The sequence below is a fragment of the Pseudomonas sp. BJa3 genome (assembly GCF_026343815.1).
Taxonomy (GTDB): Bacteria; Pseudomonadota; Gammaproteobacteria; order Pseudomonadales; family Pseudomonadaceae; genus Aquipseudomonas; species Aquipseudomonas soli.
Map to the genome: position 1 here is coordinate 72,834 of NZ_JAOXMC010000010.1, position 26,342 is coordinate 99,175.

The 26,342-nt window shown below is 65.1% G+C and carries 23 protein-coding genes; 6 read left to right on the forward strand and 17 right to left on the reverse strand.

Annotation, left to right across the window (positions count from 1 at the left end):
* The first annotated feature begins 113 nt into the window (after positions 1 to 113).
* Positions 114 to 1,472 carry a DNA recombination protein RmuC gene (gene rmuC / locus OH705_RS14450; protein ID WP_177182929.1) on the forward strand — a complete coding sequence of 453 codons (1,359 nt, stop codon included), beginning with the start codon at positions 114 to 116 and terminating at the stop codon, positions 1,470 to 1,472.
* Here rmuC and OH705_RS14455 read toward each other — a convergent pair.
* Both OH705_RS14455 and OH705_RS14460 read right to left on the reverse strand, forming a co-directional pair.
* Positions 1,444 to 4,920 (reverse strand): NahK/ErcS family hybrid sensor histidine kinase/response regulator, encoded by a 3,477-nt coding sequence (locus OH705_RS14455; RefSeq protein WP_104445024.1) that lies wholly within the window; start codon positions 4,918 to 4,920, stop codon positions 1,444 to 1,446. The genes rmuC and OH705_RS14455 overlap by 29 nt on opposite strands.
* A 131-nt stretch (positions 4,921 to 5,051) precedes the next feature.
* On the reverse strand, positions 5,052 to 6,242 hold the full coding sequence (locus OH705_RS14460) for an MFS transporter (protein ID WP_267302412.1): 1,191 nt from the start codon (positions 6,240 to 6,242) through the stop codon (positions 5,052 to 5,054).
* Positions 6,243 to 6,401: 159 nt separating this feature from the next.
* Here OH705_RS14460 and OH705_RS14465 point away from each other — a divergent pair, with 159 nt between their 5' ends.
* Positions 6,402 to 7,541: a TDT family transporter gene (locus OH705_RS14465; RefSeq protein ID WP_267302413.1), complete on the forward strand. Its 1,140-nt coding sequence runs from the start codon at positions 6,402 to 6,404 to the stop codon at positions 7,539 to 7,541.
* Positions 7,542 to 7,669: 128 nt separating this feature from the next.
* Positions 7,670 to 9,544 carry an MFS transporter gene (locus tag OH705_RS14470; protein WP_267302414.1) on the forward strand — a complete coding sequence of 625 codons (1,875 nt, stop codon included), beginning with the start codon at positions 7,670 to 7,672 and terminating at the stop codon, positions 9,542 to 9,544.
* Positions 9,545 to 9,560: 16 nt separating this feature from the next.
* Here the strand turns inward: OH705_RS14470 and sugE are convergent, their stop codons facing one another.
* The 8 genes from sugE to OH705_RS14510 form a co-directional block, all read right to left on the reverse strand.
* Entirely contained in the window at positions 9,561 to 9,878 is a 318-nt protein-coding gene (gene sugE / locus OH705_RS14475) for a quaternary ammonium compound efflux SMR transporter SugE (RefSeq protein WP_023631604.1), read from the reverse strand.
* Between the two features lie 237 nt (positions 9,879 to 10,115).
* Complete coding sequence (locus tag OH705_RS14480) at positions 10,116 to 11,081, reverse strand: bile acid:sodium symporter family protein (protein ID WP_110605327.1); 966 nt, start codon at positions 11,079 to 11,081, stop codon at positions 10,116 to 10,118.
* Positions 11,082 to 11,123: 42 nt separating this feature from the next.
* Positions 11,124 to 11,777, reverse strand: coding sequence for an HAD family hydrolase (locus OH705_RS14485; RefSeq protein WP_023631603.1), 654 nt, complete (start codon positions 11,775 to 11,777; stop codon positions 11,124 to 11,126).
* 13 nt (positions 11,778 to 11,790) lie between these two features.
* The gene (locus OH705_RS14490) at positions 11,791 to 12,780 is read right to left on the reverse strand and encodes an ABC transporter ATP-binding protein (RefSeq protein WP_267302415.1); all 990 of its coding nucleotides are present in this window, start codon (positions 12,778 to 12,780) and stop codon (positions 11,791 to 11,793) included.
* A 1-nt stretch (position 12,781) separates the two neighbouring features.
* Entirely contained in the window at positions 12,782 to 13,576 is a 795-nt protein-coding gene (locus tag OH705_RS14495; RefSeq protein ID WP_023631601.1) for an ABC transporter permease, read from the reverse strand.
* Positions 13,566 to 14,405, reverse strand: coding sequence for an ABC transporter permease (locus tag OH705_RS14500; protein WP_267302416.1), 840 nt, complete (start codon positions 14,403 to 14,405; stop codon positions 13,566 to 13,568). The genes OH705_RS14495 and OH705_RS14500 overlap by 11 nt, the downstream gene beginning before the upstream one ends.
* Positions 14,402 to 15,208 (reverse strand): alkaline phosphatase family protein, encoded by an 807-nt coding sequence (locus OH705_RS14505; protein ID WP_023631599.1) that lies wholly within the window; start codon positions 15,206 to 15,208, stop codon positions 14,402 to 14,404. Before OH705_RS14505 ends, OH705_RS14500 begins: the two co-directional genes overlap by 4 nt.
* Before the next feature lie 70 nt (positions 15,209 to 15,278).
* Positions 15,279 to 16,337, reverse strand: coding sequence for an ABC transporter substrate-binding protein (locus OH705_RS14510; protein ID WP_023631598.1), 1,059 nt, complete (start codon positions 16,335 to 16,337; stop codon positions 15,279 to 15,281).
* Between the two features lie 336 nt (positions 16,338 to 16,673).
* Here OH705_RS14510 and OH705_RS14515 point away from each other — a divergent pair, with 336 nt between their 5' ends.
* Complete coding sequence (locus tag OH705_RS14515) at positions 16,674 to 17,387, forward strand: UTRA domain-containing protein (RefSeq protein WP_023631597.1); 714 nt, start codon at positions 16,674 to 16,676, stop codon at positions 17,385 to 17,387.
* Positions 17,388 to 17,432: 45 nt separating this feature from the next.
* Here the strand turns inward: OH705_RS14515 and OH705_RS14520 are convergent, their stop codons facing one another.
* The 7 genes from OH705_RS14520 to minC form a co-directional block, all read right to left on the reverse strand.
* A complete protein-coding gene (locus OH705_RS14520) occupies positions 17,433 to 19,586 on the reverse strand; it encodes a mechanosensitive ion channel domain-containing protein (RefSeq protein WP_267302417.1) in 2,154 nt (717 codons plus the stop codon).
* A gap of 44 nt (positions 19,587 to 19,630) precedes the next feature.
* On the reverse strand, positions 19,631 to 19,801 hold the full coding sequence (locus tag OH705_RS14525; protein WP_167388396.1) for a hypothetical protein: 171 nt from the start codon (positions 19,799 to 19,801) through the stop codon (positions 19,631 to 19,633).
* Between the two features lie 136 nt (positions 19,802 to 19,937).
* On the reverse strand, positions 19,938 to 21,227 hold the full coding sequence (locus OH705_RS14530) for a M18 family aminopeptidase (RefSeq protein WP_267302418.1): 1,290 nt from the start codon (positions 21,225 to 21,227) through the stop codon (positions 19,938 to 19,940).
* 109 nt (positions 21,228 to 21,336) lie between these two features.
* On the reverse strand, positions 21,337 to 21,972 hold the full coding sequence (locus tag OH705_RS14535) for an RluA family pseudouridine synthase (RefSeq protein ID WP_038706606.1): 636 nt from the start codon (positions 21,970 to 21,972) through the stop codon (positions 21,337 to 21,339).
* A gap of 154 nt (positions 21,973 to 22,126) precedes the next feature.
* Positions 22,127 to 22,381 (reverse strand): cell division topological specificity factor MinE, encoded by a 255-nt coding sequence (minE, locus tag OH705_RS14540; RefSeq protein WP_023631120.1) that lies wholly within the window; start codon positions 22,379 to 22,381, stop codon positions 22,127 to 22,129.
* 3 nt (positions 22,382 to 22,384) lie between these two features.
* Entirely contained in the window at positions 22,385 to 23,197 is an 813-nt protein-coding gene (gene minD / locus OH705_RS14545; protein ID WP_023631119.1) for a septum site-determining protein MinD, read from the reverse strand.
* Between the two features lie 96 nt (positions 23,198 to 23,293).
* Positions 23,294 to 24,055 (reverse strand): septum site-determining protein MinC, encoded by a 762-nt coding sequence (gene minC / locus OH705_RS14550; RefSeq protein ID WP_038706605.1) that lies wholly within the window; start codon positions 24,053 to 24,055, stop codon positions 23,294 to 23,296.
* A 100-nt stretch (positions 24,056 to 24,155) separates the two neighbouring features.
* Here minC and OH705_RS14555 point away from each other — a divergent pair, with 100 nt between their 5' ends.
* Positions 24,156 to 25,091 (forward strand): lipid A biosynthesis lauroyl acyltransferase, encoded by a 936-nt coding sequence (locus OH705_RS14555; RefSeq protein ID WP_104445031.1) that lies wholly within the window; start codon positions 24,156 to 24,158, stop codon positions 25,089 to 25,091.
* Positions 25,092 to 25,151: 60 nt separating this feature from the next.
* Positions 25,152 to 26,294: a patatin-like phospholipase family protein gene (locus tag OH705_RS14560; RefSeq protein WP_094011834.1), complete on the forward strand. Its 1,143-nt coding sequence runs from the start codon at positions 25,152 to 25,154 to the stop codon at positions 26,292 to 26,294.
* The last annotated feature ends 48 nt before the right edge of the window (positions 26,295 to 26,342 follow it).

A 26,342-nucleotide genomic window follows, 5' to 3' on the forward strand; every position in this document is an offset into this window, starting at 1 on the left:
TGACAGTGGATCTGACCAGCATTCTGCTGGGCTTGGTGGCAGGTGCCGTGCCTTGCCTGGGCTGGGTCATGCAGGTACAGCGCGGCCAGGGTGCGCGCAAGGCCGAGCAAGCACTGCTTGCAGAGCGCCTTGCCGCCGCGCAACTGGCCCAGGCTGGCCTGCAGGCGCAGCTGGAGGCCAGCCGTGACGAGATCAGCGACCTCAGCGAGGCCAACACCATCAAGCAGACCCAGCTGGCCGCCCAGGGGCGTGAGCTGGAGTTGCTGCAGATCGACCGCGACAACAGCCGCGATGCCGCCCACGCCTGGCACCTCGAGCGCGCCAACCGTGAGGCCGAGCTGCGCCGCCTGGAGGCGCAGGCCGCACGGCTGGAGGCCGAGTTACGCGAGCAGCAGGAAAGCCACCAGCAACGCCTGGAAGACTTGCAGCAAGCCCGCGACACCTTGCGTGCCCAGTTCGCCGACCTGGCCACCAGAATCTTCGATGAGCGCGAACAACGCTTCGCCCAGACCAGCCAGCAGCACCTGGGCCAATTGCTTGACCCGCTCAAGGAGCGCATTCAGGCGTTCGAGAAGCGTGTCGAGGAAAGCTACCAGCAGGAAGCCCGCGAGCGGTTCTCCCTGGGCAAGGAGCTCGAGCGTCTGCAACAGCTCAACCTGCGCCTGTCCGACGAAGCCACCAACCTTACCCAGGCACTCAAGGGACAGAAGACCCAGGGCAACTGGGGCGAGCTGATCCTGGAGCGGGTGCTGGAGCACGCGGGGCTGGAGAAGGGGCGCGAGTACCAGACCCAGGTCAGCCTCAAGAGCGCCGACGGCGAGCGGTTCCAGCCCGACGTGCTGATCATGCTGCCGGGCGACAAGCAGGTGGTGGTCGATGCCAAGGTCAGCCTCACGGCCTACCAGCAGTTTGTCGGCAACAACGACGAGGCTGCCCTCAAGCAGCACGTGCAGTCGCTGCGCAATCACGTCAAGGGTTTGTCGAGCAAGGACTACAACCGCCTGGAGGGCCTGCACAGCCTCGATTTCGTGCTGTTGTTCGTGCCCATCGAGGCGGCGTTCTCGGCGGCGCTGCAGGCTGAGCCCAACCTGTTCCAGGAGGCCTTCGACCGGCAGATCGTGATTGTCAGCCCGACCACCTTGCTGGCCACACTGAGGGTGATCGACAGCCTGTGGAAACAGGAACGCCAGGGCCAGAACGCCCGCGAGATCGCCGAGCGCGCCGGCTGGCTGTATGACAAGTTCGTGCTGTTCATCCAGGACCTGGACGAGCTCGGCGCCCGCCTGGCCCAGGTCGACAAGGCCTATGCCGCGGCACGCAACAAGTTGTGCGAGGGGCGCGGCAACCTGGTCAGCCGCAGTGAGCAGCTCAAGCTGCTCGGCGCACGGGCCAGCAAGAGCCTGCCGGCCGAGCTGGTCGAGCGCGCCCTGAGCGACGAGGTCCTTACTGAACCAGGCTCAGATGCCGATTGAGCAGGGCGCGCAGCGCTGCCGGCTTGACCGGCTTGGCCAGGTAGTCCAGGCCTGCGGCATGGACCAGGGCGATGGTCTCGTTGCGTCCGTCGGCGCTGATCACGACACCGGGCACTGGCTCGCCCAGGCGCGCCCGTAGCCAACCCATCAGACCGGTACCGGTCTCGCCGTCATCCAGGTGGTAGTCCACCAACGCCAGGTGCGGGCGCAGGCCCTTGCCGAGCAGGGCCTCGCATTCGGCCTGGTTGCGCGCGGTCCACACCTGGCAGCCCCAGCGGCTGAGCAGGCTGTTCATGCCGATGAGGATGCTGTCTTCGTTGTCCACGCACAGCACCTGCAGCCCGGCCAGCGGCTGGCCGGCCTGTTCCACGGGGGCGGGCGTCGCGGGCGCGGGGCTGCGGGCGATGGGCACGCTGACGCGGAACACGCTGCCCTTGCCCGGCCAGGAACGTACCTCCAGCGCGTGCCCGAGCACCCGGCACAAACCATCGGCGATCGCCAGGCCCAGCCCCAGGCCTTTCTCGGCGCGGGTCTGGTGGCTGTCCAGGCGCTTGAACTCCTGGAAGATCACCGCCAGCTTGTCGTCGGCGATGCCGGGCCCGCGGTCCCACACTTCAAGCCAAAGACGTTCGCCCTTGCGTCTGGCGCCGAGCAGGATCGGACCCTTGCCGTAGCGCAGGGCATTGGTGAGGAAGTTCTGCAGCACCCGGCGCAGCAGTTTCATGTCGCTGTCGACCTGCAGGCGGCTGCCACGCAGGCGAAACTCCAGGCCCTTCTCGGCGGCCAGCACCTTGAACTCGGCGCCAAGGGTGTCGAACAGCTCATGGAGGGCGAAAGGCTTGATGTCGGGGGTGACCTTGCCGTTCTCCAGGCGCGAGATGTCGAGCAGGTCGCTGATCAGCTCTTCGGCGGAGCGCAGCGAACTGTCCATGTGCTGCACCAGTTGCCGGGCTTCGTCGTTCATGCCTTCGGCCTGCTGCGACAGGGCGGCGGAGAACAGCCGGGCGGCGTTGAGCGGTTGCATCAGGTCGTGGCTGACCGCGGCAAGGAAGCGGGTCTTGGATTGGCTGACCGCCTCGGCGCGGCTCTTGGCCTCGGTCAAGGCTTGGTTCAGCTGTGACAGCTCATGAGTACGCTCGGCGACCCGCTGTTCCAGCCCTTCGTTGGAGTCGCGCAGGGCCTGCTCGGCTTCGCGGAACGGGGTGATGTCGGTGAAGCTCATGACAAAGCCGCCGCCGGGCATAGGGTTGCCGATCAGCTCGATCACCCGGCCATTGGGGAACAGCCGCTCGGAAGAGTGGGCACGGCCCTGGCGCATCCAGTGCAGGCGCCGCGCCACGTGCACCTGTGCCTCGCCCGGGCCGCACAGGCCGCGTTCGGCGTTGTAGCGGATGATGTCGGCGATCGGTCGGCCGACGCTGATCAGCCCGTCGGGGTAGTTGAACAGTTCGAGGTACCGGCGGTTCCAGGCCACCAGGTGCAGGTTCTGGTCGACCACGCTGATGCCCTGGTTGATGTTCTCGATGGCCCCCTGCAGCAGCGCACGGTTGAACTGCAGCACTTCGCTGGCTTCGTCGGCGATGCGCACCACGTCCTCGAGCTGCATGTCGCGGCCTTCGATGGCGGCCTTGACCACCGCCCGGGTCGAGGAAGTGCCGAGAACGCCGGCCAGCAGTCGTTCGGTGTGCTCGATCCAGTCGCCGTCGGCGTTCTGGTTGGGGTTGAAGCCCTTGCCCTGACGGTAGGCGAAGCGGATGAAGCTTTGCCGCGCGCGCTCTTCGCCGACGAATCGCGCGGCGAGCTTGAGCAGGTCGTCGATCTGCACTGCCAGCAAGGGTTTGCTGGAGGGGCGGGCATTGGTCTGCTGGCCGATGAAGCGTCCGGCTTGCCAGTGCTCGGAGACCCGCGTGCGCGACAGGATCGAAACCCAGACGAACAGGGTGAAGTTGCCCGCCAGTGACAGCACCACGCCCTGGGTGAGCGGGGTTATCGGCAGGTTGAGTGGGTTGCCGTGCAGCCAGGCCAGGCCCGGGAACACTTGCAGTGGCCAGCCCAGGCTGTGGGCGGCGATTGGCAGGACCAGGGTGTAGAACCACAGGAAGATGCCGGCGGCCAGTCCTGCGAATACGCCGCGGCGGTTGGCCTGCTTCCAGTACAGCGCGCCGAGCATGGCCGGAGTGAGCTGGGTGACTGCGGCGAAGGCGATCTGGCCAATGGTCGCCAGGCTCGCGGTGGAGCCGAGCAGGCGGTAGCTGACATAGGCCAGCAGCAGGATCACCACGATGGTCACCCGGCGCACCGAGAGCATCCAGTGGCGGAATACCTCGAATGGCCGTTCGGCGTTGTTGCGCCGTAGCAACCAGGGCAGCAGCATGTCGTTGGAGACCATGGTCGACAACGCCACGGCCTCGACGATGACCATGCCGGTGGCCGCCGAGGCGCCGCCGATAAATGCCAGCAGGGCCAGGCTCGGGTGGGCTTCGGCCAGCGGCAGGCTGATCACGAAGGAGTCGGAGATTACCGCGCCCGGCAGCAGCATTTGCCCGGCCAGGGCGATGGGCACCACGAACAGCGCTGCCAGGGCCAGGTATAGCGGGAACACCCAGCGCGCCAGGCGCATGTCCTGGGGCTCGATGTTCTCCACCACGGTGACGTGGAACTGCCGCGGCAGGCAGATGATCGCCATCATCGCCACGGCAGTCTGCACCACCATCGACGGCCAGTTGATGGTTTCTTCCCAGTAGTCGTTCAGGTGCACGGATTGCCGGGCTTGGGTGAACAGGTCGTCGAAGCCGTCGTACAGGTTGAACACCACGAAGGCGCCCACGGCAAGGAAGGCCAGCAGCTTGACCAGCGATTCGAAGGCGATTGCCAGGACCATGCCGCGGTGGTGCTCGGTGACGTCCAGGCTGCGGGTGCCGAAGACGATGGCGAACAGCGCCAGCACCAGCGATACCACCAGTGCGGTGTCCTGCACCCGGCTGCCGGTGGCGTCGGCGTTGGCGCCGATCAGCAGGTTCACCCCCAGCACGATGCCCTTGAGCTGCAGGGCGATGTACGGCAGCACGCCAACCAGGCAGATCAGCGCCACCACCACCGCGAGGCTCTGCGACTTGCCGTAGCGGGCAGCGATGAAGTCGGCGATCGAGGTGATGTTCTGCTGCTTGCTGATCAGCACCATCTTCTGCAGTACCCAAGGCGCGAAGATCAGCAGCAGCACCGGGCCCAGGTAGATGGGCAGGAACGCCCAGAGCTGCTCGGCGGCCTGGCCGACCGCGCCGAAGAAGGTCCAGCTGGTGCAGTAGACGGCCAGCGACAGACTGTACACCCAGGCGCGCAGACGCGGCGGCAACGGTGTGCTGCGGCGGTCGCCGTAGAAGGCGATGGCGAACATGATGGCCATATAGGCCAGGGCGACCACGGCGATCAGCCCGCTGGACAACGACATGCAAACTCCGGAGCAAAAAAGAAAACGCGGTCCCGATCAATCAGTCTGGCACGCAGGGCGCGGTTCGTCAGCGCCGACGATGGTCGCAGTGGCAGGACGTCGCAGGGCCCGCGATGGGCCAGTATTGCCAACTAAGCCTGGCGGGCCCTGCGTATGCCCATCCAGTAGAACACCGCCGCCAGTAGCACCGACCCGATCAACAGGCAGAACACCGTCACCGGCACCACATGCCCCAGTGCCAGCCCTACCAGGATCGGCCCGAGCCCAGCGCCGAGGTTGGAGAGGTTCTGCGCGCCATAATAAACCCCGCGCAGATGCTCCGGCGCGATCAGGTCGATGAACATGAATTCGGCCGGAATCACGATGATCTCGCCCAGGGTGAATACCAGCATGGCCAGGCACCATGCCGGCGCCGAAGCGGCCACCGAGAACCCTAGCAACCCGGCAACGAACATGGCCATGCCTGCCATCAGCCAGGGCATCAGGTGCTGACGGGTGATGCGTCGGCCGATCAGGTACTGCAGGCCGATTACTGCCAGGGCATTGGTGGTGACCAGGTAGCCGGCCAGACGCGCCACCTCGGCGGGATCGTTCAGGGTCACTACCAGGTATTGCGAAAGGTAGGCGGTGAACTGGCCGAACACCACTGCACTGAGCACGCCGCCCAAAGTGAAGCACACCAGGCGCCGGTCGCGCAGCATGCCCAGGGCGACCTGGGTGAAGCCCGCTGCCGGCCTTTCCTCGCGCAGGCTCAGCAAGTTGCGTTCGCCAAGGCGGTAATAGACCAGGCTCAGGCTGAGGCCGATCAGGGCCGAAACCACGAACGGCAGGTGGTCGTCCGCCTCGATCAGCAGCACCCCCAGCATCGGCCCTGCGGCCCAGGCAATGTTGTTGAAGGTGTACTTGATGGCGAACACTTCGCCGCGTTGGTTCTCCGGCAGCAAGGCACAGAACCCGGCCTTGGCGGCAATGTCCACCACGGTCTGGGCCAGGTAGGCGATCACCAGGAAGCAGAAGAACAGTGCAGCCGAAGTGCTGGCCACGATGCCGAGGAAGGCCACGGCGAACACCAGGGTGCAGGCGACGATCAGGGTATGACTGTGCAGGGTGTCGACCAGGTGTCCGCCATAGAGGCTGAGCATGGAGGCCAGGAGCATCGCGCCGCCGACCAGCAGGCCGGTCTGACCGACCGACAGGCCCAGGTGCGTTGACAGGTACACCACCAGATAGGGCAGGGTGATGGCCCGGGCCATGGTCAAGGTGAAGGTGGTGAACAATAGCAGGCGAACCGCAGCGGGGTAGCCTTTGAGGGCGCGTAGCATCGACTGATCCTTGTCATTGTCAACGGTCAAGCATATGTCAAGTGCGGGCCGGGCTGCTATATCTTTGAAATCGATAACAGATAGAGAAATTACCCGTTATATAGATATTCTTTCCAGGCATAAGATATTCATACCTTACACAAGGGCAGGAGACAGCTTATGCCATGCACCCAGACCCGCGCGCCTTCCTGGCGCCCGTTCAGCCAGTTGGCCCACCCCCGCGAAGTGATCCGCCAGTTCACCCCCAACTGGTTCGCCGCGACCATGGGTACCGGCGTGCTGGCCCTGGCCTTCCATCAGGTCCAGGTGCCGGGGTTGGACAGCGTGGCCGAGGGCCTGTGGTGGCTGACCATCGGCCTGTTTACCCTGTTCTGTATCCTGTACGGCGCCCGCTGGGTAATGTTCTTCGATGAGGCGCGGCGGATTTTCGCGCACTCCACCGTGTCGATGTTCTTCGGCACCATCCCCATGGGCCTGGCCACCATCCTCAACGGTGCCCTGGTATTCGGCTTGGCGCGCTGGGGCGAGGGCGTGGTGCGGTGGGTTGAAATGCTTTGGTGGCTGGACGTGGGCCTGGCGCTGCTATGCGGCGTGGCGATTCCCTACCTGATGTTCACCCGCCAGGAGCACAGCATCGACCAGATGACCGCGGTGTGGCTGCTGCCAGTGGTGGCTGCGGAGGTCGCCGCCGCCAGTGGCGGGCTGTTGGCGCCGCACCTGGTGGATGCGCACCGGCAGTTCCTGGTGGTGATCACCAGCTATGTGATGTGGGCGGTTTCGCTGCCGGTGGCGTTCAGCATCCTCACCATCCTCATGTTGCGCATGGCCCTGCACAAGCTGCCGCCGGCCAACATGGCCGCCTCCAGCTGGCTGGCGCTGGGCCCGATCGGTACCGGCGCGCTGGGCATGCTGGTGCTCGGTGGCGATGCGCCAGCGGTGTTCGCCGCCAATGGCCTGGGCGGTCTCGGTGAGGTGGCGCGTGGGCTGGGGCTGGTGGCCGGGATCGTGCTGTGGGGCGCCGGGTTGTGGTGGTTGCTGACGGCGGTGCTGATCACCCTGCGCTACATGCGCCAGGGCATGCCGTTCAACCTGGGCTGGTGGGGGTTCACCTTTCCGCTTGGCGTGTACTGCCTGGCCACGCTGAAGCTGGCGGCCTGGCTGGGGCTGGGCTTCTTCACCGTGTTCGGCCAGGTGCTGGTGGTGGCGCTGGCGCTGCTCTGGCTGCTAGTGGCCAGCCGGACCCTGCGCGGCGCCTGGCGCGGGGAGCTGTTCGTGTCGCCGTGCATTGCGCAGTCTTGATGGTGGCCCTGTAGGGGCGGCTTGCCGCTCCCACAAGTTCCTTGTGCCTGTGGACATTCCCGTGCAGATTTGTGGCTTATCACGCTGTACGTGCCTCCAATGACAAAGCCCAACCAGGTACAAGGACGATGAGTCACCCCTCGCAATTCACCCTGCTCGGCAAGCGGCGCTTCCTGCCGTTCTTCATCACCCAGTCGCTGGGTGCCTTCAACGACAACCTGTTCAAGCAGTCGCTGATCCTGGCAATCCTCTACAAGCTGAGCCTGGAGGGTGACCGCTCGATCTGGGTCAACCTGTGCGCGTTGCTGTTCATCCTGCCGTTCTTCCTGTTCTCGGCGCTGGCCGGGCAGTTCGGCGAGAAGTTCGCCAAGGACCGCCTGATCCGTGCGATCAAGCTGGCCGAGATCGTCATCATGGCCATCGGCGCGACCGGTTTCGTCACCCATCATCTGGAACTGATGCTGGTGGCGCTGTTCGCCATGGGCACCCACTCGGCGCTGTTCGGCCCGGTGAAATACTCGATCCTGCCCCAGGCCCTGCGTGAGGAGGAACTGGTGGGCGGCAACGGCCTGGTGGAAATGGGCACCTTCCTGGCGATCCTGGCCGGCACCATCGGCGCCGGTATGCTGATGTCCTCCAACCAGTACGCGGTGCTGGCCGCCACCGGGGTGGTGTGCACCGCGGTGCTGGGCTACCTGGCCAGCCGCTGGATCCCCCGCGCCGCTGCTGCCGCGCCGCAGATGAAGCTGGACTGGAACATCTTCAAGCAGTCCTGGCTGACCTTGCGCCTGGGCCTGGGCCAGACCCCGGCAGTATCGCGCTCGATCGTTGGCAACTCGTGGTTCTGGTTCGTCGGCGCGATCTACCTCACGCAGATCCCGGCCTACGCCAAGGACTGGCTGCACGGCGACGAGACCGTGGTCACCCTGGTGCTGACCCTGTTCTCGGTAGGCATCGCCGTCGGGTCGCTGCTGTGCGAGCGCTTGAGCGGGCGCAAGGTGGAGATAGGCCTGGTGCCGTTCGGCTCGTTCGGCCTGACCCTGTTCGGCCTGCTCTGGTGGTGGCACTCGGGGGATGTCCCGGTCGGTGCCGTGCCCCATGACTGGCTGACCTTGCTGGCCATGAGCCAGGCCTGGTGGATCATGCTGTCGATCGTCGGCCTGGGTATTTTCGGTGGCTTCTACATCGTGCCGCTGTACGCGCTGATTCAGGCGCGCACCGCGGAGGGCGAGCGGGCCCGGGTGATCGCCGCCAACAACATCCTCAACGCGCTGTTCATGGTGGTGTCGGCGATCATCACCATCGTTCTACTGAGCCTTGCCAAGCTGAGCATCCCGCAGCTGTTCCTGGTGGTGTCGCTGCTCAACATCGCGGTCAATGCCTACATCTTCCGCATCGTGCCGGAATTCACCATGCGCTTCCTGATCTGGCTGCTCAGCCACTCGATGTACCGGGTCGAGCACCGTGAGTTGCAGCGCATTCCCGACGAAGGCGCGGCGTTGCTGGTGTGCAACCATGTGTCGTTCGTCGATGCGCTGCTGATCGGCGGCGCGATCCGCCGGCCGATCCGGTTTGTCATGTACTACAAGATCTACAACCTGCCGGTGCTCAATTTCGTGTTCCGCACCGCGGGCGCCATCCCCATTGCCGGGCGCGGCGAGGACGAGGCCACCTACGAGCGCGCCTTCGCCCGCATCGCCCGGTACCTGGCCGATGGCGAGCTGGTGTGCATCTTCCCTGAGGGCAAGCTGAGCGCGGATGGCGAGATCGATGTGTTCAAGGGCGGGGTGAACCGCATCCTGCAGGAGACGCCGGTGCCGGTGATCCCGTTGGCGTTGCAGGGGTTGTGGGGCAGCTTCTTCAGCCGCGACCCGAACAAAGGCTTCTTCAAGCGCCTGTGGTCGCGGGTGACCCTGGTGGCCGGCGCCGCCATCCCGGTGGAGGCGGCGCAGCCCGAGGCGCTGCGCGAGCAGGTGAGCCTGCTGCGCGGCGACGTTCGCTAGGGGTAACGGAGGAAGGTCAGCTGGCGCTGACCTTCAGGCCGACCAGGCCGGTGATGATCAGGGCGACACTGGCCAGGCGGATCAGCGCCATGGATTCACCGAACAGGATGATCCCGGCGATCACCGTGCCGACCGCGCCGACGCCGGTCCAGATGGCGTAGGCGGTGCCCAGCGGCAGCTCCTTCATGGCCAGGCCCAGGAGGCCGAGGCTGATGACCATGGCGCCGACCGTCAGGACGGTGGGCAGGGGGCGGGTGAAGCCGTCGGTGTACTTGAGGCCGACAGCCCAGCCAACTTCGAACAGGCCGGCGAAGAACAGGATGATCCAGGACATGGTGAGTCTCCATCGTTATCAAAGATGGGGCCGTCCCCGGTATGTTCACGCACAGCGTCGTGAGGCCGTCCTCACAGTGCGCACTATAGTGCCCATTTGCCGAGGCTGGGGCAAGTTTCAAGGATCGGTGGTTGCCTCATCGCCGGCAAGCCGGCTCCCACAGGGTTAGCGCATGGCTGACTTCATGCGGTCGGTGTGGGAGCCGGCAGGCCTGCGATGAGGCCGGGGCAGGCAACATCAATTTCTGGCAGATACGATGTTCTCTACCTCGGGCTCAGGCTCTTCCATCCGCCTGAACCAGGTCGACAGCAAAGCCCCGGAGATGTTGTGCCATACGCTGAACAGCGCACTGGGCACCGCGGCCAGGGGTGAGAAGTGCGCCGACGCCAGGGCCGCGCCCAATCCGGAGTTCTGCATGCCCACCTCCAGTGCCAGCGCCTTGCGCTGGGCCAGCGGCAGCTTGCACAGCTTGCCGGTCAGGTAGCCCAGCAGGAAGCCGAAGCTGTTGTGCAGCACCACCACCGCCATGATCAGCAGCCCCGATTCGGCGATCTTCGCCTGGCTGACCGCCACCACCGCGCAGACGATCATCACGATGCTTACCACCGACACCAGCGGTAGCACCTGCACCGCCAGTTGCACCCGGGCGCCGAGCAGGCGCTGGGCGAGCACGCCGAGCACGATCGGCAGCATCACCAACTGCAGGATCGACCAGAACATGTCCATGAACGAGACCGGCAGCCACGCCGAGGCGAGGAACCAGATCAGCGCCGGGGTGAGCAGCGGGGCGAGCAGGGTGGTCACCGCGGCGATCGCCACTGCCAGTGCCAGGTCGCCCCTGGACAGCCACACCATGACGTTCGACGCCGTGCCGCTCGGGCAGCAGCCGACCAGGATCACGCCCACGGCGATTTCCGGCGGCAGATGGAACAGCTGGCACAACAGCCAGGCCACCCCGGGCATGATCACGAAATGCGCCACGACCCCCAGCGCCACCCGCCATGGCTGGCGGGCGACGGCGGCGAAGTCGTCGAGCTTGAGGGTCAGGCCCATGCCGAACATCACCAGGCCCAGCAGCGGCACGATGGCGACCTTGAGGGCGACGAACCACTGCGGCTGAAGGAAGGCCAGGCAGGCGAACACCAGCACCCACAGGGCGAAGGTGTTGCCGACGAAGCGGCTGAGGGCGGCGAGGGCACGCATGGGGCAATCCTTGTTGTTCTGTTCAACTGCCCCCGATCATACTCAAGACCAGCTCAGAATGGGCCAGCCGTTGGTTTGCGCGTGCTCGCGCAGCACCGGGTCCGGGTTGACCACATGGGGGTGATCCACCTTCAGCAACAGCGGCAGGTCGTTGCGCGAGTCGGAATAGAAGCTCGCGCCCTCGAGGTTTTCCTGTTCCTGGTCGAGCCACTCCAGCAGGCGGGTGATCTTGCCTTCGCGGTAGGTGAGCACGCCGTGGGTCTTGCCGGTGAACACGCCGTTGACCGCTTCCAGTTCGATGGCCAGGTATTCGTCCACGCCCAGGCGCGCGGCGATCGGGCCGACCAGGTGAGCACCGCTGGCCGAGATGATCAGGACCCTGTCGCCACGCTGGCGGTGCTCGGCGATGCAGCGGCACGCATCACCGTAGATGATCGGCTCGATCACATCCTCGACCCAGGGCTCGACCAGGTGCTCCACCTCTTCCAGGGTGCGCCCGGCGATCGGCTCCAGGCTGAAGGCCATGTAGTCCTCCATCTGCAGGTGGCCTTTGCCGTAGGCTTCCATCAGTTCATGGTCGCGCTTGAGGAAACTCTTGCCATCGACCCAGCCCAGTCGGGCCATCTGCTCGCTCCACAACGACGCGCAGTCGCCGTGGATGAGGGTTTCGTCCAGATCGAAAATTGCCAGTGCCATGCGTTGAATCTCCTTAGGCCACTTCCCGTAGCGCCGTGGGGTCGATCGACAAGGATACCCGTTGTCCGTCCGCGTGCAGATCGCTGGCGCAACGATTGAGTACGTCCACCACCAGTTCCACGCCGCGTACCTGGACGCGGTAGCGGATCACGTTGCCCAGCAGGCTGTGGCTGCGGATCTCGCCATCCAGCTCGCCGTTCAGGCTCAGGGTGATCGACTCTGGCCGGATCGCCAGGCGCGCGGCCACCGGGCGTTGCAGCAGGCGGCTGGCGCTGTCGGCGTCGAGCAGGTTGTAGTTGCCGATGAAGCCGGCGGCAAACAGGTCCACGGGCGCGGTGTAGAGGGTTTCGGCATCGCCGCTCTGGACGATGCGTCCCTGGTTCATCAGGACGATGCGGTCTGACATGGTCAGCGCTTCTACCTGGTCATGGGTGACGAAGATGGTGGTCAGCCCCAGCTCGCGCTGGATGGCGCGGATCTGTTCGCGCAGGTGCTTGCGAATACGCGCATCCAGCGCCGACAGTGGCTCGTCGAGCAACAGCAGGCGCGGGCGGGTGACCAGCGAGCGGGCCAGGGCCACGCGCTGGCACTGGCCGCCGGACAACTGGTGGGGGTAGCGCGTGGCGAAGCTGCCCAGCTCGACCAGGTCGAGTACCTCGCGCACCCGTGCCTGGCTTTCGTCGGTCTTGACCTTCTGCATGCGCAGGCCGAAGGCGACGTTCTGTTCCACGGTCATGTTGGGGAACAGTGCGTAGCTCTGGAACACCATGCCGATGCCGCGCTTCTGCGGGCTCAACGGCACGATATCCTGGCCGTCGAGCAGGATCCGCCCGCTGTCCACCGGGGTCAGCCCGGCGATGCAGCGCAGCAGCGTGGACTTGCCGCAGCCGGAGGGGCCGAGCAGGGTGACGAACTCGCCGCGTTCGATCTGGCAGTCGATGTTCTCGAACACCGGGCTGCCGGCGTAGCTCTTTTGCAGTTTCTGTACGCTGACGAAGCTCATGTCAGGTCTTGTCCTTGTTCAGGCGGTTGGCAACCCAGGTCAGCACCAGCACGAAGGCGAAGTAGGAGATCACCAGGGCGCTGTTGAAGTGGCCGCTGCTGTTGCGCATGTTGTTCAGGTACACCTGCAAGGTCTCGTAGCGGGTGCCCACCAGCAGGTTGGCGAACACGAACTCGCCGAACAGGAACGAGAACGACAGCAGCAGCGCCACCATCAGGCCCTTGCGCAGGTTCGGCAGCACCACCAGGAACGCCGCCTGCCAGGTGCTGGCGCCGAGCAGTTGCGCGGCGTCCATCAGGTCGCGCAGGTTGATCGCCTGCAGGTTGTTGGTAATCGCCCGGTACATGAACGGCAGGGCGATGGTGAAGTAGCAGCCGATCAGGATCCACGGCGTGCCGACCATGGCCATCGGCCCGCTGCCATAGAGTTGCAGCAAGCCCACCGCGGACACCACCGGCGGCACCGCGAACGGAAGCAGGATGAGTACGTTCATCAAGGCGTCGAGCTTGGGGAAGTGGTAGTGCACCACGAACAACAGCGGCAGGATCAGCACCACCGACAGCACCAGCGCGCCCACGCACACCAGCAGCGACTGGCCGAAGGCGGCGAGAAAGCGTGGTTCGCTCCACAGCGCCACATACCACTTGAAGGTCAGCCCGCTGGGCAGCAGGGTCGCCGACCAGCTGGTGGCCAGCGAATAGAGCAGGGTGCCGGCCAGTGGCAGCAGCAGGATGAGGAACAGCAGGTAGACCACCGCGCGGTGGTAGAGCCCGCCGCGTTTGTTTTCAGCGCGCATGGTAGCTCCTCTTGAGCAGCCATTGATGGGCCACCGTGACCACGGTCATCAGGCCCACCAGCACCATCGCCAGGGCGCTGGCCAGGTTCGGGTCGAGGCTGATGTCGCCGGCGACAAGACCGGCGATGCGAATCGGCAGCACGTTGAAGTTGCCGGTGGTCAGGGCGTAGACGGTGGCATAGGCGCCCAGGGCGTTGGCCAGCAGGATGACGAAGGTGCCAAGCAGCGCCGGGGTAAGCACGGGCAGGCCGATGTGCCGCCAGAACTGCCAATGGCTGGCGCCCAGCAGCGCGGCGGATTCACGCCAGTCTTCGCGCAGGGCGTCGAAGGCGGGGTAGAGCAGCAATACGCCCAGGGGGATCTGGAAGTAGGTGTAGACCAGGACCAGGCCGGTCTTGGAGTAGATACTGAAGTCGCCGAGCAGCCCCATCTGCTTGAGCAGCAGGGTGAGCGCGCCATTGAAACCGAGCAGGATGATGAAGGCGAACGCCAAGGGCACGCCGGCGAAGTTGCTGGTCATGTTGGCGAAGGCGCTGACGAAGTCGCGCAGTTTCGAGTCGACCTGGCGCAGCGAATAGGCGCCCAACGTGGCGATGACGATGCCGAACAGGCTCGACCAGAAGCTGATCTCCAGGCTGCGTTGCAACGCCTGCAGGTAGAACTTCGAGGCGAAGATCTTGCTGAAGTTGGCCAGGCCCCAGCCACTCTCGCTTTGCAGGCTGTTTATCGCAACCCAGGCCAGCGGCGCGATCTGGAAAATGATGAAGAACACGGCGAACGGCAGCAGGCAGAGCAGGGCCAGGTAGCGGCCGCGATGGCTTGCATTCACTTGAGCAGCTCCCGGCAGACCGGTTTGTCGTGGGCGGCGCCGAGCAGTTCGCAGATCGTGCCGCACAGCTCGGTCTGCAGCGGCTTGGCCGCAGGGTCGAGGCTGAAGGCTTCACCGAACACGAACAGCGGCACTTCACGCTCCTCGGCGAGCAGGCCGTTGTGCGAGCGGTCGTTGTTCATGCCGTGGTCGGCGGTGACCAGCACCTGGTAGCCCTCCTCGAGCCAGCGCGGCAGGTAGTCGGCCAGCAGGATGTCGGCGCTGCGCGCGGCGTTGCGGTACTGGCTGCTGTCCAGGCCATGGCGATGGCCGGCGTCGTCGATGTTCATCGGGTGCACCAGGAGGAAATTCGGCGCATGGCGACGGCGCAGGTATTCGGCGTCGGCCAGCAGGTGCGAATCGGGGTAGTGGTCGGCGTAGTAGAACAGGCCATGCTGGATCGGCAGCTTCGGCGCGTGGGTGTGGCGGTCGCGCAGCGGGTCGAACGGCGAGCGGTTGTACAGTTCGCTCATCCAGTGGTAGGCCGCAGCCGCGGTGCCCAGGCCGGCCTCGCGGGCGTAGTGGAACACGCTGCGCTGGTTGGACAGGCGGTTGACGTTGTTGTGCACGATGCCGCTGTCGATTGGCGGTACACCGGTGAGAATGCATTCGTAAAGTGGTCGCGACAGCGACGGCAGCTCGCACTCCACGCGGTACAGCGCGGCGCGGTCGGCCTCGACATAGGCGTGCAGGTGGCCCATGGCGTGATGGGCCACCTGGTGGTTGAGGCCGTCGAGCAGGACCAGGATGACGTTGTGTGACATGTTGGCTCCAGGGGAAACGGGGCCTCGTGGGAGTGGCGGTGCGCCGATGCTCCCACGAGGTGGATGGCGCTTACTCCATCTCGATGATCACCTGCTCCTGCCACTTCTGTGGCAGGGCCTTGGAGGTCGCTTCCCAGGCCGCAGCATCTTTGATTGGCTGGGCGGCCTTGTACTGCTCGTTGGGCAGCAGCTTGGCCTGTACATCCGCCGGCAGCTTCAGGTGTTCGGCACGGATCGGCCGGGCGTGGCCGATGGCCAGGTTGGTCTGGCCGGCATCGCTGAAGATGTATTCACGGGTCAGCTTGGCCGCGTTCGGGTGCTTGGCGTATTTGTTGATGATGGTGGTATAGCCGGAGATGACCGACCCATCGGAGGGGATCAGCACCTCGAAGCGTTTCGGGTCGATCTGTTCGCGGTAGCTCAGGCCGTTGAAGTCCCACACCACGCCCACTTCCACCTCGCCTTTCTCCAGGGTCTGGATGGTTGGGTTGGCCAGCGACAGGCGCTTCTGCTGGGCCAGCTTGGTGAACAGCTGCAGGCCCGGCTCGATGTTCTTCTCGTCGCCCTTGTAGGCGATGGCGGCGGCAAGCACGCCGTTGGCGGCCTGGGCGGCGGTGCCTACGTCACCGATGGCGACCTTGTACTTGCCCTTTTCCAGGTCGTGCCAGGTGCTTGGGCGGTCCTCTTCCTTCACCAGGTCCTTGTTGATGATGAAGGCGATGGTGCCGGTGTAGGCCAGCGCCCAGTGGCCGTCCTGGTCCTTGGCCCACGCCGGGACCTGGTCCCAGGTGCTTGGCTTGTAGGGTTGGGTCACGCCCTTGGCGACCGCGATCGGGCCGAAGGCCGCGCCGACGTCGCCGATATCGGCGCTGGCGTTGTCCTTCTCGGCATCGAACTTGGCGACTTCCTGGGCCGAGCTCATGTCGGTGTCGCTGTGCTTGAGGCCGTATTTTTTCGCCAGGTCTTCCCAGGTGCCTTTCCAGTTGGCCCAGGCATCGGGCATGCCCACGCTGTTGACCGTACCTTCCTTGCGGGCGGCGTCTTCAAGGGCCTTGAGGTCCTGGGCCATGGCCGAGGTGCAAAAAGCGATGGCCGAACCGAGCAGTGACGCCATGAACAACTTTTTCATCCGAAGCTCCTTTGGTGGGTGCCTTGCATTCGTTGTTATGAACTGAAGCGGTGCTTGCGACCCCTTGGTCTAGGTCAGCAAACCTTGCGCCAAGGTAGGCCTGTTGCGTGACAGTTTGATGTAAGGGGCGGGGGCGGGTGGCAGGCCCAAGGCCCTGGAACTACAGCGTAGACCAGATCGAAAGCCTTGATTCGCGTGGGCTGGCGCGGATCTGGCAGATCTGGCAATTGCCCTGTGGCGCCTGTGTCACAGGATGTTCATCAGCTGTCCCTAGGCTTGCACTACGCTCCAACTGCCCCGTTTCGGGGCTGGACTAGTCCAGATAGGTAACCTTTGATGCAAGCGACGCCACCGCGCGCGGTAACAGCTATCTGCCATGCGCTGCAGGAGCAGATCGAACACGGCCTGCTGGCACCCGGCGGCAAGCTGCCGGCCGAGCGCAGGCTCAGCGAGGTGTTCGACACCACGCGTATCACCCTGCGCGAGGCGCTGGTGCAGCTCGAGGCCATGGGCCTGATCTACCGCGAGGAGCGCCGTGGCTGGTTCGTCGCGCCCGAGCGGCTGACCTACGACCTGATCGAGCGCAGCCATTTCCATGCGATGGTGCGCGACCAGGGGCGGGTGCCGAGCACTGAGTTACTGTCTGCGCGCCTGCAGCCGGCCTCTGCGTCGATCTGTGCGCGCCTGCGCCTGCCGGCGTTGTCCAGCGTGGTGAGGATCTGCCGTTTGCGCCGGATCGATGGGCGAGCGGTGCTGTATGCCGAGCACTATCTCAACCCGCGTTACTTCCCGGGGATCCTCGAGCTGGACCTGGCGCGGTCGCTGACCGAGATCTACGCGCGGGAATACGCCATTCACTATGGGCAGGTGTGCTTTGAAATCCTGCCGACGGCGTTGCCGGCCGAGGCGGCGGCTGCCTTGAAGGTGTCGGCTGGCAGCCCCGGGTTGCATATCACCCGGGTCAACAGCGACCAGCATGGGCACCTGATCGACTGCGACCTGGAATACTGGCGTCACGATGCGATCCGCATTCGCGCCGAGGCTGGGTAGGGTGAACATCGCGGTGCGCCGATGCGACTTGCCCCGCGATGCGATCTAGCTGGAAACGTTGCTCTGAGCCATTGCCCCTCCGCCAGCCGTCACCACCTGCACCGACAGCCGTGGCGTCGCCAGATCCAACCCCGCTTCATCGAGCTGGCGCTTCAACGCCAGGTTGAACGCCCGCGACACCTCCCACTGCTTGATCGGCGCGGTCTTGAACCGCGCCCGCAGGATCGCCGAGCCCGACTCGAAGCTTTCCACCCCCTGCAACTCCAGCGGCGACCAGATGTTGCGGCGCATCAGCGGGTCGTTGCGCAGTTTCTGCCCGACCTCGCGGATCAGGGTGATGGCCTGGTCGATGTTCATGCTGTGCGGGATGGCCACGCGGAAGATCGCGTAGCCGAACTCGCGCGAGTAGTTCTTGATGCTCTTGATCTCGCTGAACGGGATGGTGTGCACGATGCCGTCGATGTCGCGCAGGCGCACGGTGCGGATGGTCAGGCCCTCGACCGTGCCCAGGTGGCCGCCGACATCCACGTAGTCGTCGATGGCCAGCGAGTCCTCGATGATGATGAACAGGCCGGTGATCAGGTCGGCCACCAGCGACTGGGCGCCGAAACCGATGGCCAGGCCGATGACACCGGCACCGGCCAGCAGCGGGGTGACGTTCATGCCCATGTTGGCCAGGGCGACGATCACCGCGATGATGACGATCACCACGAACATCACGTTGCGGATCAGCGGCATCATGGTCTGCGCGCGGGCGTTGGCCAGCCCGCGCCGCGAATGCACCAGGGCATGGTGCACGGCGGTGTCGGCGAGGATCCACACCAGCCAGGCGACGATCAGCGTACCGGCCAGGCCCAGCAGGCGCAGGCTGACTTCATGGCCGTCACCCTCGGCGAAACTGATCATCGAGTGGCCCCAGACGCGCAGGCCCAGTTCGATGAACAGCAGCCAGATGAACAGGTGCACCAGCACATAGCCGAAGTTGCGCAGGCGTTCGGTATAGACCGCCTGGCGCTTGTTGGCGCGTCTGGGCTTTGCCGCGTGGCGACGGACCAGGCCATTGAGCACCATGCACACCACCACCAGCACCGTGCACATCAGCGACTGGCGCAGGGCGGTGCTGGTGTCGCCGGCGGAGACGAAGGTGGCGAACAGCGAGATCGCTACCAGGATCAGCGCCGGGAGGTACCAGAAGCTGCCGAGCAGTTCGATGGTGTCGCTCAGGGTGCGCCGGGTCAGGCGCCGGGACAGGGGCTGGTTGCGGATCAGGTGGGCGATCGGGCGGCGGAAGCGCAGGATGAACAGCCCGGTGCACAGCGCGGCGATAACATTGGCCAGGGTGGCCAGGGCGTGGGCCAGGTGGCTGCCCAGCGCGGTGGTCAGGCGTGGGTCGCTCATCGCCTCGCCAAACGCGGCGAAGCTGCCGATCAGCCACAGCGGGCGGAACGCCTGGTGCCGCAGGATATGCAGGGCGCGGTGGCGATGCGGGCCGTCGAGCAGCGAGAAGGCAATCACGCAGATCGCCGAGAACAGGGTGCCGACCACCAGCGCGTAGGCCAGCACCATGGCCATCGACTTGCCCAGCGAGGAGGGCAGGGCGAAGCTCAGGTACACGGTGAACACCAGCGCTACCAGCCAGGGCCCCAGCTTGCGCAGGGCAAAGCGCACCAGGTCCCAGGTCCGCGGGTGTTGCGGCAGGTCTTCGGTCAGGCCGAAACGCAGGCGCACGCGGTGGCCGATCCAGTTGAAGGCATAGGCCAGCAGGCCCCAGACCAGGATGACCCCGGCGAAGCCGAACAGGATCGCCGGCCATTGATGCACCGGCACCACCAGTGCGGCCAGTTCGTCCTGGGCCTGGTCGATTTCCAGCGACCAGCGCTTGAACGGGCTGGCATCGCCGCTGAACTGTTTCTCGAAGTCGTGCAGGGCACCGCCGATCAGGCCGAGCACGCCCTGTTCGACGGTGGGTTGCGATTGTTTCGTGGCGTCGCGCAGCTTCTTCAGGTCGGCCAGCAGCTTGGCGCGTTGCTGGTCGTTTTCCAGGTTCTTGATCACCTCGTCCAGGGACTTGCCCAAGGGCTCGCTGGCTTCGGGCTGGGCGGGCGTGCTGGAGCCGAGCAGGCCTGGCAGGCCGGCGGCGTGCGCTGGCGTGACGAACAGCAGGAACAGCAGCGTGATGCAACGCAGGAGGGCTGGCACCGGGAAATCTACCTCAGGTCAAACGTTTGCCCGAGTGTAGAGGTTTACGACGGCAGTTTCTCGAGGATCTTCCAGCAGGTGAGGCCGAAAATGCCGAGGGTGCCGATCCACATCATCAGCACGCCGACATTGCGCTCGCGCAGGCTGAAACCGATGGTCAGCAGCATCAGGAACAGGAACACCGGCACGAACAGGGACAGGAACGGCGATGACATGGACAGCATCCTTCTGTTTTGGGGGCCATGTATCAAGCATAGCGCTTTGCAAGCGAGGCGGATTGACCAGGGGCAGGGGCTGCTCCGATCGCGGGGCAAGCCGCTCCCACAGGTCCGCGTGGGAGCGGGTTGGCCGTCAGGGCAGTTCGCGGCTGCGGTAGAAGGCGCCAAGCACCTTCACCAGGTGGGCCAGGTCATGGCTGCCGCACAGCTCGCGGATTGAGTGCATGGCGAAGGTCGGCAGGCCGATATCCACCGTGCGCACGCCCAGGTGGCTGGCGGTGATCGGGCCGATGGTCGAGCCGCAGCCCATGTCGCTGCGCACCACGAAGCTTTGCACCGGGACTTCCTCGGCCATGCACAGGTGGCGGAAGAAGCCGGCGGTTTCGCTGTTGGTGGCGTAGCGCTGGTTGTTGTTGACCTTGATCACCGGGCCTGCGTTGAGCTTGGGGCCGTGGTTGCCGTCGTGTTTGTCGGCATAGTTGGGGTGCACGCCGTGGGCATTGTCGGCCGAGACCATCAACGAGCGCTGGATGGTGCGCACATAGTCGTCGCCATCGGGCAGCAGGCGCTGCAGGGCCTGTTCGAGCATCGGGCCATCGGCGCCGCAGGCCGAGCAGGAGCCGACTTCCTCGTGGTCGTTGCACACCAGTACGCAGGTCTCGTCGCCTTCGGCGTTCAGCAGCGCCTGCAGGCCGGCGTAGCACGACAGCAAGTTGTCCAGGCGGGCGGCGGCGATGAAGTCGCCGTTCAGGCCGATCAACGCGGCGTCCTGGGTGTCGTAGAAGCTCAGCTCGTAATCCAGCACCACGTCGGCGTTGAGGTCATGCTCGCGGGCCAGTTGCTCGGTGAGCAGGGCACGGAAGTCGACGCGCTCGTCGCCGGCGACCTGCGCCAGGATCGGTGGCAGTTCGGTCTGCGGGTTGATCTGCCAGCCTTCGTTGGCGGTGCGGTTGAGGTGGATCGCCAGGTTGGGGATCACCGCGATCGGCAGCTTGAAATCGATCAGCTGGCTTTCCACCTTGCCGTCACGGCGGAAGGTGACCCGGCCGGCCAGCGACAGGTCGCGGTCGAACCAAGGGGCGAGCAGGGCGCCGCCATAGACTTCGACGCCCAGTTGCAGGAAGCCCTGGCGCTGCAGTTCGGGCTGCGGCTTGACCCGCAGGCATGGGCTGTCGGTGTGGGCGCCGACCATGCGGATACCGCCGATCAGCGGCGAATGCTTGCCGAGCTTGATGGCGATGATCGAGGAATCGTTACGGGTCACGTAGTAGCGGCCGCCAGGCACGGTGGCCCAGCTGTCGCGTTCGTCCAGGCGCTGGTAGCCGGCGGCCTCGAGGCGTTGCGCGAGGCTGGCGGTGGCGTGGAAGGGCGTCGGGGAGGCCTTGAGGAATTCGATCAGGCCGGCGTTCAGGGCATCGCGCATAAGTCACTCCAGACAGCAGTGGCGCGAGTTTAGCGTAAATGCTCGAAAAATTGTGTCAGCCCTATCGCGAGGCGTTGGAGCGGGCTTGCCCCGCGATCGGGCCCGAGTTTCAGAACGGCGCCGGACACTCGAATTTCAGGCGTTCGCCGGACACCGGATGGGTAAAGCTCAGCATCGAGGCATGCAGGCACAGCCGCTCATGGGCCGCCAGCGCCTCGGGGTTGGCGTACAGCCGGTCGCCGAGCAGCGGGTGGCCGATCGACATCATGTGCACGCGCAGCTGGTGCGAGCGCCCGGTGATCGGCGTCAGTTCGACCCGGCAGTGATCGCCGCAGCGCTCGACGATGCGCCAGAAGGTCAGGGCATGCTTGCCCTGCTCATGGTCGACCACGTGGCGCGGCTTGGTCGGCGGGTCGTAACGCAGGGGCAGGTCGATGCTGCCGCTGTCGAGCGCGGGCTGGCCCCAGCACAGCGCGGTATAGGCCTTTTCGGTCTCGCGGTCGTGGAACTGGCGTGACAGTTCACGATGGCTGTCGGCGTCGCGGGCGAGCAGGATGATCCCCGAGGTTTCCCAGTCCAGGCGGTGGACGATCAGGGCTTCCGGGTAGCCGTTTTCCTGCAGGCGGGTGATCAGGCAGTCCTTGTTGTCCTCGGCGCGGCCCGGCACCGACAACAGCAGGGTCGGCTTGTTGATCACCAGGACGGCGGCGTCTTCGTGAAGGATCTGGATGTTCGACAGCGGCATTGCTAGGTCTCGGTGAAATGGCGGAAAGCACTGGGGCCGCCTTGCGGCCCATCGCCGGTAAGCCGGCTCCCACAGGGTCCCGCGTTGTCTGTGGGAGCCGGCTTGCCGGCGATGGGCTGCAAAGCAGCCCCAATGATTACACCCAGCTGCGCGATCAGCGATCAGGCAGGGTGATGTTCAGTTCCAGAATCGAGCAGCTGCCCTGGTTTTCCAGTTCAATCTGTACGTCGTCGTTGCCGATGTTGACGTACTTGCGGATCACCTCCACCAGCTCCTTCTGCAAGGCAGGCAGGTAGTCCGGGGTGCTGCGCTGGCCACGCTCGTGCGCCACGATGATCTGTAGACGCTCTTTCGCTACCGACGCGCTGCTCTGTTTCTGTCTGCCACGAAAGAAGTCAAAAAGGTTCATGGTTTATTTGCCTCCAAACAGGCGCGCGAAGAATCCTTGCTTCGGCACTTCGATGAACCGCAGTGGCTTGGGCTTGCCCAGCAGGCGGTCGACGGTGTCGCTGTACGCCTGCCCTGCATCGCTCTGGTCATCGAGGATGACCGGGATGCCCTGGTTGGAGGCTTTCAGCACGGCTTGGGATTCGGGGATTACACCCAGCAGTTCGACCGAGAGGATTTCCTTGACGTCCTCGACGCCAAGCATTTCGCCTTTTTCGACGCGCTCGGGGTGGTAGCGGGTGATCAGCAGGTGTTCCTTGATCGGGTCTTCACCCTGTTCGGCGCGGCGCGACTTGCTCGACAGCAGGCCGATCATGCGATCGGAGTCACGTACCGACGAAACCTCGGGGTTGGTCACGACGATGGCTTCGTCGGCGAAGTACATCGCCAGGTGCGCACCTTTCTCGATACCGGCCGGCGAGTCGCAGACCACGAAGTCGAACTGGTCCTTGAGCTCCATCAGTACCTTTTCGACGCCTTCCTTGGTCAGGGCGTCCTTGTCGCGGGTCTGGCTGGCGGCCAGCACGAACAGGTTTTCCAGGCGCTTGTCCTTGATCAGGGCCTGCTGCAGGTTGGCTTCGCCGTTGACCACGTTGACGAAGTCGTACACCACGCGGCGTTCGCAGCCCATGATCAGGTCGAGGTTACGCAGGCCGACGTCGAAGTCGACGATGACCGTCTTATGCCCGCGCAGTGCGAGGCCGGTACCGATGGCGGCGCTGGTGGTGGTCTTGCCCACACCCCCCTTGCCGGAAGTGACGACGAGAATCTTGGCCAAGGTGTTTCACCCCTAAATAAACGGGACGTGGGTCCCTGCAAATACGAAAAACGGCAACGTGAAAAAAGTTGCGCTAAAAATGCCGGCAAGTATCCGTTAAAGACGGGTGATGTTCAACACGTCGCCGGACAGGCTGACCTGCACCCCCGAACCCCATAACGGATCGCGGCGCAGGTCTTCGCACACTTTGTACTGGCCGGCGATGGAGACCATTTCCGCAGTCATCTGCAAGCAGAAGATGCGTGCCTTGGTATTGCCCTTGATACCGGCCAGGGCGCGACCGCGCATGGCGCCGTACACATGGATGTTGCCATCGGCGAGAAGTTCCGCGCCGGGGCTGACCGAGCCGGTCACCACCAGGTCGCCGCCCTGGGCGTAGATCTGCTGGCCGCCGCGCACCGTCGAGGTGATGATCCGCGTCGGGCGCACTTCGGGTTCGGCCGGCGCAGGTGGAGGCGCTGGGACTGGCTCGGGCTTCTTCACCTCGGGTTCCGGCTCGAGCGGACGTTCGCGGGCCCCGGACGGCGGCAGCACCGGCAGGTCGATGGCGATGGCAGCGGCGATGTCCTCGATGCGGCTGGCGCGGATCGCCAGGGTGCGCAGGCCATGGTGACGGCACACGCGCATCAGCCCGGGCAGGTCGATGGCGCCTTCGTCATGGGGCAGCTTGTCCAGGGCCAGGACCAGCGGCGTGTTGCTGAAGAAGTTCGGCGCCTGCGCGACCTTCGCCGCCAGTTGGCGGTCGAGGGACTCGAGGTCGTTGCGCGCCAGTTCCAGTACGGTGATGGCAAGCATGCTGCCCTTGAGCTGGAACACGGGGGCGTTGTCGGGTGTCTGGTTGGTGCTCATGGTCTGCATAGACGGCTTGTTGCGAAAAAAGTGCCCTGACTTATAGCGATAAGACCGTTTGCCCGCAACCGATGTAGAATGCCGGGCTCATGTCTTGCCGGAAGCTTCAATGGAACGCCCGCGTTTTCGATCCTCTTTCCTTCACCCGCGATTCTGGGGGCTGTGGCTGGGCCTGGGCCTGCTTTGGCTGGTCGCCCAGCTGCCGTACCGGGCCTTGTTGGCGCTGGGGCGCGCCCTGGGCGCGGTGATGTACCGGCTGGCGGGTGAGCGCCGACGCATCGCCGCGCGCAACCTGGAACTGTGCTTCCCGGCGCTGTCCGGCGACGAACGGCAGCGCCTGCTCAAGGAAAATTTCGCTTCCACTGGCATCGCTTTCTTCGAGATGGCCATGAGCTGGTGGTGGCCGAAGGCCCGGCTGGCGCGCCTGGCTCACATCGAAGGTATCGAGCACCTGCAGGCCGCCCAGCGTGAAGGTGAAGGGGCCATCCTTATGGCCGTACACTTCACCACCCTGGAAATCGGCGCCGCTTTGTTGGGCCAGGTCCATACCATCGACGGCATGTACCGTGAACATGGCAACCCGCTGTTCGACTTCATCCAGCGCCGCGGCCGCGAGCGTCACAACGCCGACTCGCTGGCGGTGGAGCGCGACGATGTGCGCGGCATGCTCAAGCTGCTGCGCAAGGGCCGTGCGATCTGGTACGCGCCGGACCAGGACTACGGCATCAAGCAGAGTATCTTCGTGCCGTTGTTCGGTATCCCTGCGGCCACCGTTACCGCCACCACCAAGTTCGCCCGGCTGGGCAAGGCGCGGGTGATTCCATTCACCCAGAAACGCCTGGAAGATGGCAGCGGCTATCGTCTGGTGGTGCATCCGCCGCTCGAGGACTTCCCCGGTCAAACCGAGGAGGACGATTGCCTGCGCATCAACCAGTGGGTCGAGGGTGTGCTGCGCGAGTGCCCGGAGCAGTACCTTTGGGCGCATCGGCGCTTCAAATCGCGGCCTGAAGGCGAACCACGGCTGTACGACAAGAAAAAGCGTTAGGGAGCGGGCTTGCCCCGCGATAAGGCCGGTACTGGCAACCACTGACTCCAGGAAGGATGCATGACCTCAACCACCGGCCTGATCCTCTCAGGCGGCGGTGCCCGCGCCGCCTACCAGGTCGGCGTGCTGGCCGGCATCGCCGAGTTGCTGCCGCCGGGCGCCGCCAATCCTTTCCCGGTGATCGTCGGCACCTCCGCCGGTGCTATCAACGCGGTCAAGCTGGCCAGTGGCGCCACCCGCTTCGCCGAGTCGGTACAGCATCTGACGGCCTTCTGGCAGAACTTTCGCAGCCACCTGGTGTTGCGTAGCGACTGGCCAGGGGTGATCCGCCAGGCCAGTCGCTTCGTCGGCCACAGCCTGCTGGGCCTTGGCGGCCAGGTACCGGTGGCGCTGCTCGACAGCCGCCCACTGCGCGGTCTGCTGCACGAGCATCTGGACCTGGACGGCATCGCCCACTCCCTGGCGGCCAATCAGTTGCGCGCCATTGCCGTGACCGCGTTCGGTTACGAGTCCGGCCAGGCGGTGACGTTCTACCAGGGCCGCCACACCATCGAACCCTGGCTACGACATCGCCGCATCGGCATACCCACGCCGTTGACCATCGACCATCTGCTGGCCAGTTCGGCCATCCCGCTGCTGTTCGCGCCAGTACGCCTGGGTGAGGAATATTTCGGTGATGGCGCCGTGCGCCAGTCAGCGCCGATCAGCCCAGCGCTGCATCTGGGGGCCAGTCGCGTACTGGTGGTCGGCGTCAGCGGCAACCCCCAGCGACCGTCGCCCCCCTTGCCGACCCAGCGCGTGTTCAGTGGCCAGCAACCGAGCCTGGCGCAAATCGGCGGGCATATGCTCAACAGTACCTTCATCGACAGCCTCGAGGACGATATCGAGTTGCTGCAGCGGCTCAACCATCTCAGCCATCTGCTGCCGGCGCACCTGGACGCCCGGCGCCTGGGGTTGGCGTCGATCGAGGTGCTGGTGGTGGCGCCCAGCCAACCGCTGGATGAGATTGCCGCCCGTCACCGCCGCGAGCTACCGGCGGCGCTGAGGCTGTTCCTGCGCGGGCCGGGGGCGACCAAGACCAGCGGGGCAGGGGTGTTGAGCTACCTGCTGTTCGAGGCGAGCTATTGCAGCGAACTGATCGAGTTGGGGCGCAAGGATGCCTTGGCCAAGAAGCGGGAGCTGTGCCAGTTCCTGGGGATATGAGGGCCGCTGTAATAGCCTTTCCCTGGCTCGTCGTGGCGACGACCCGCC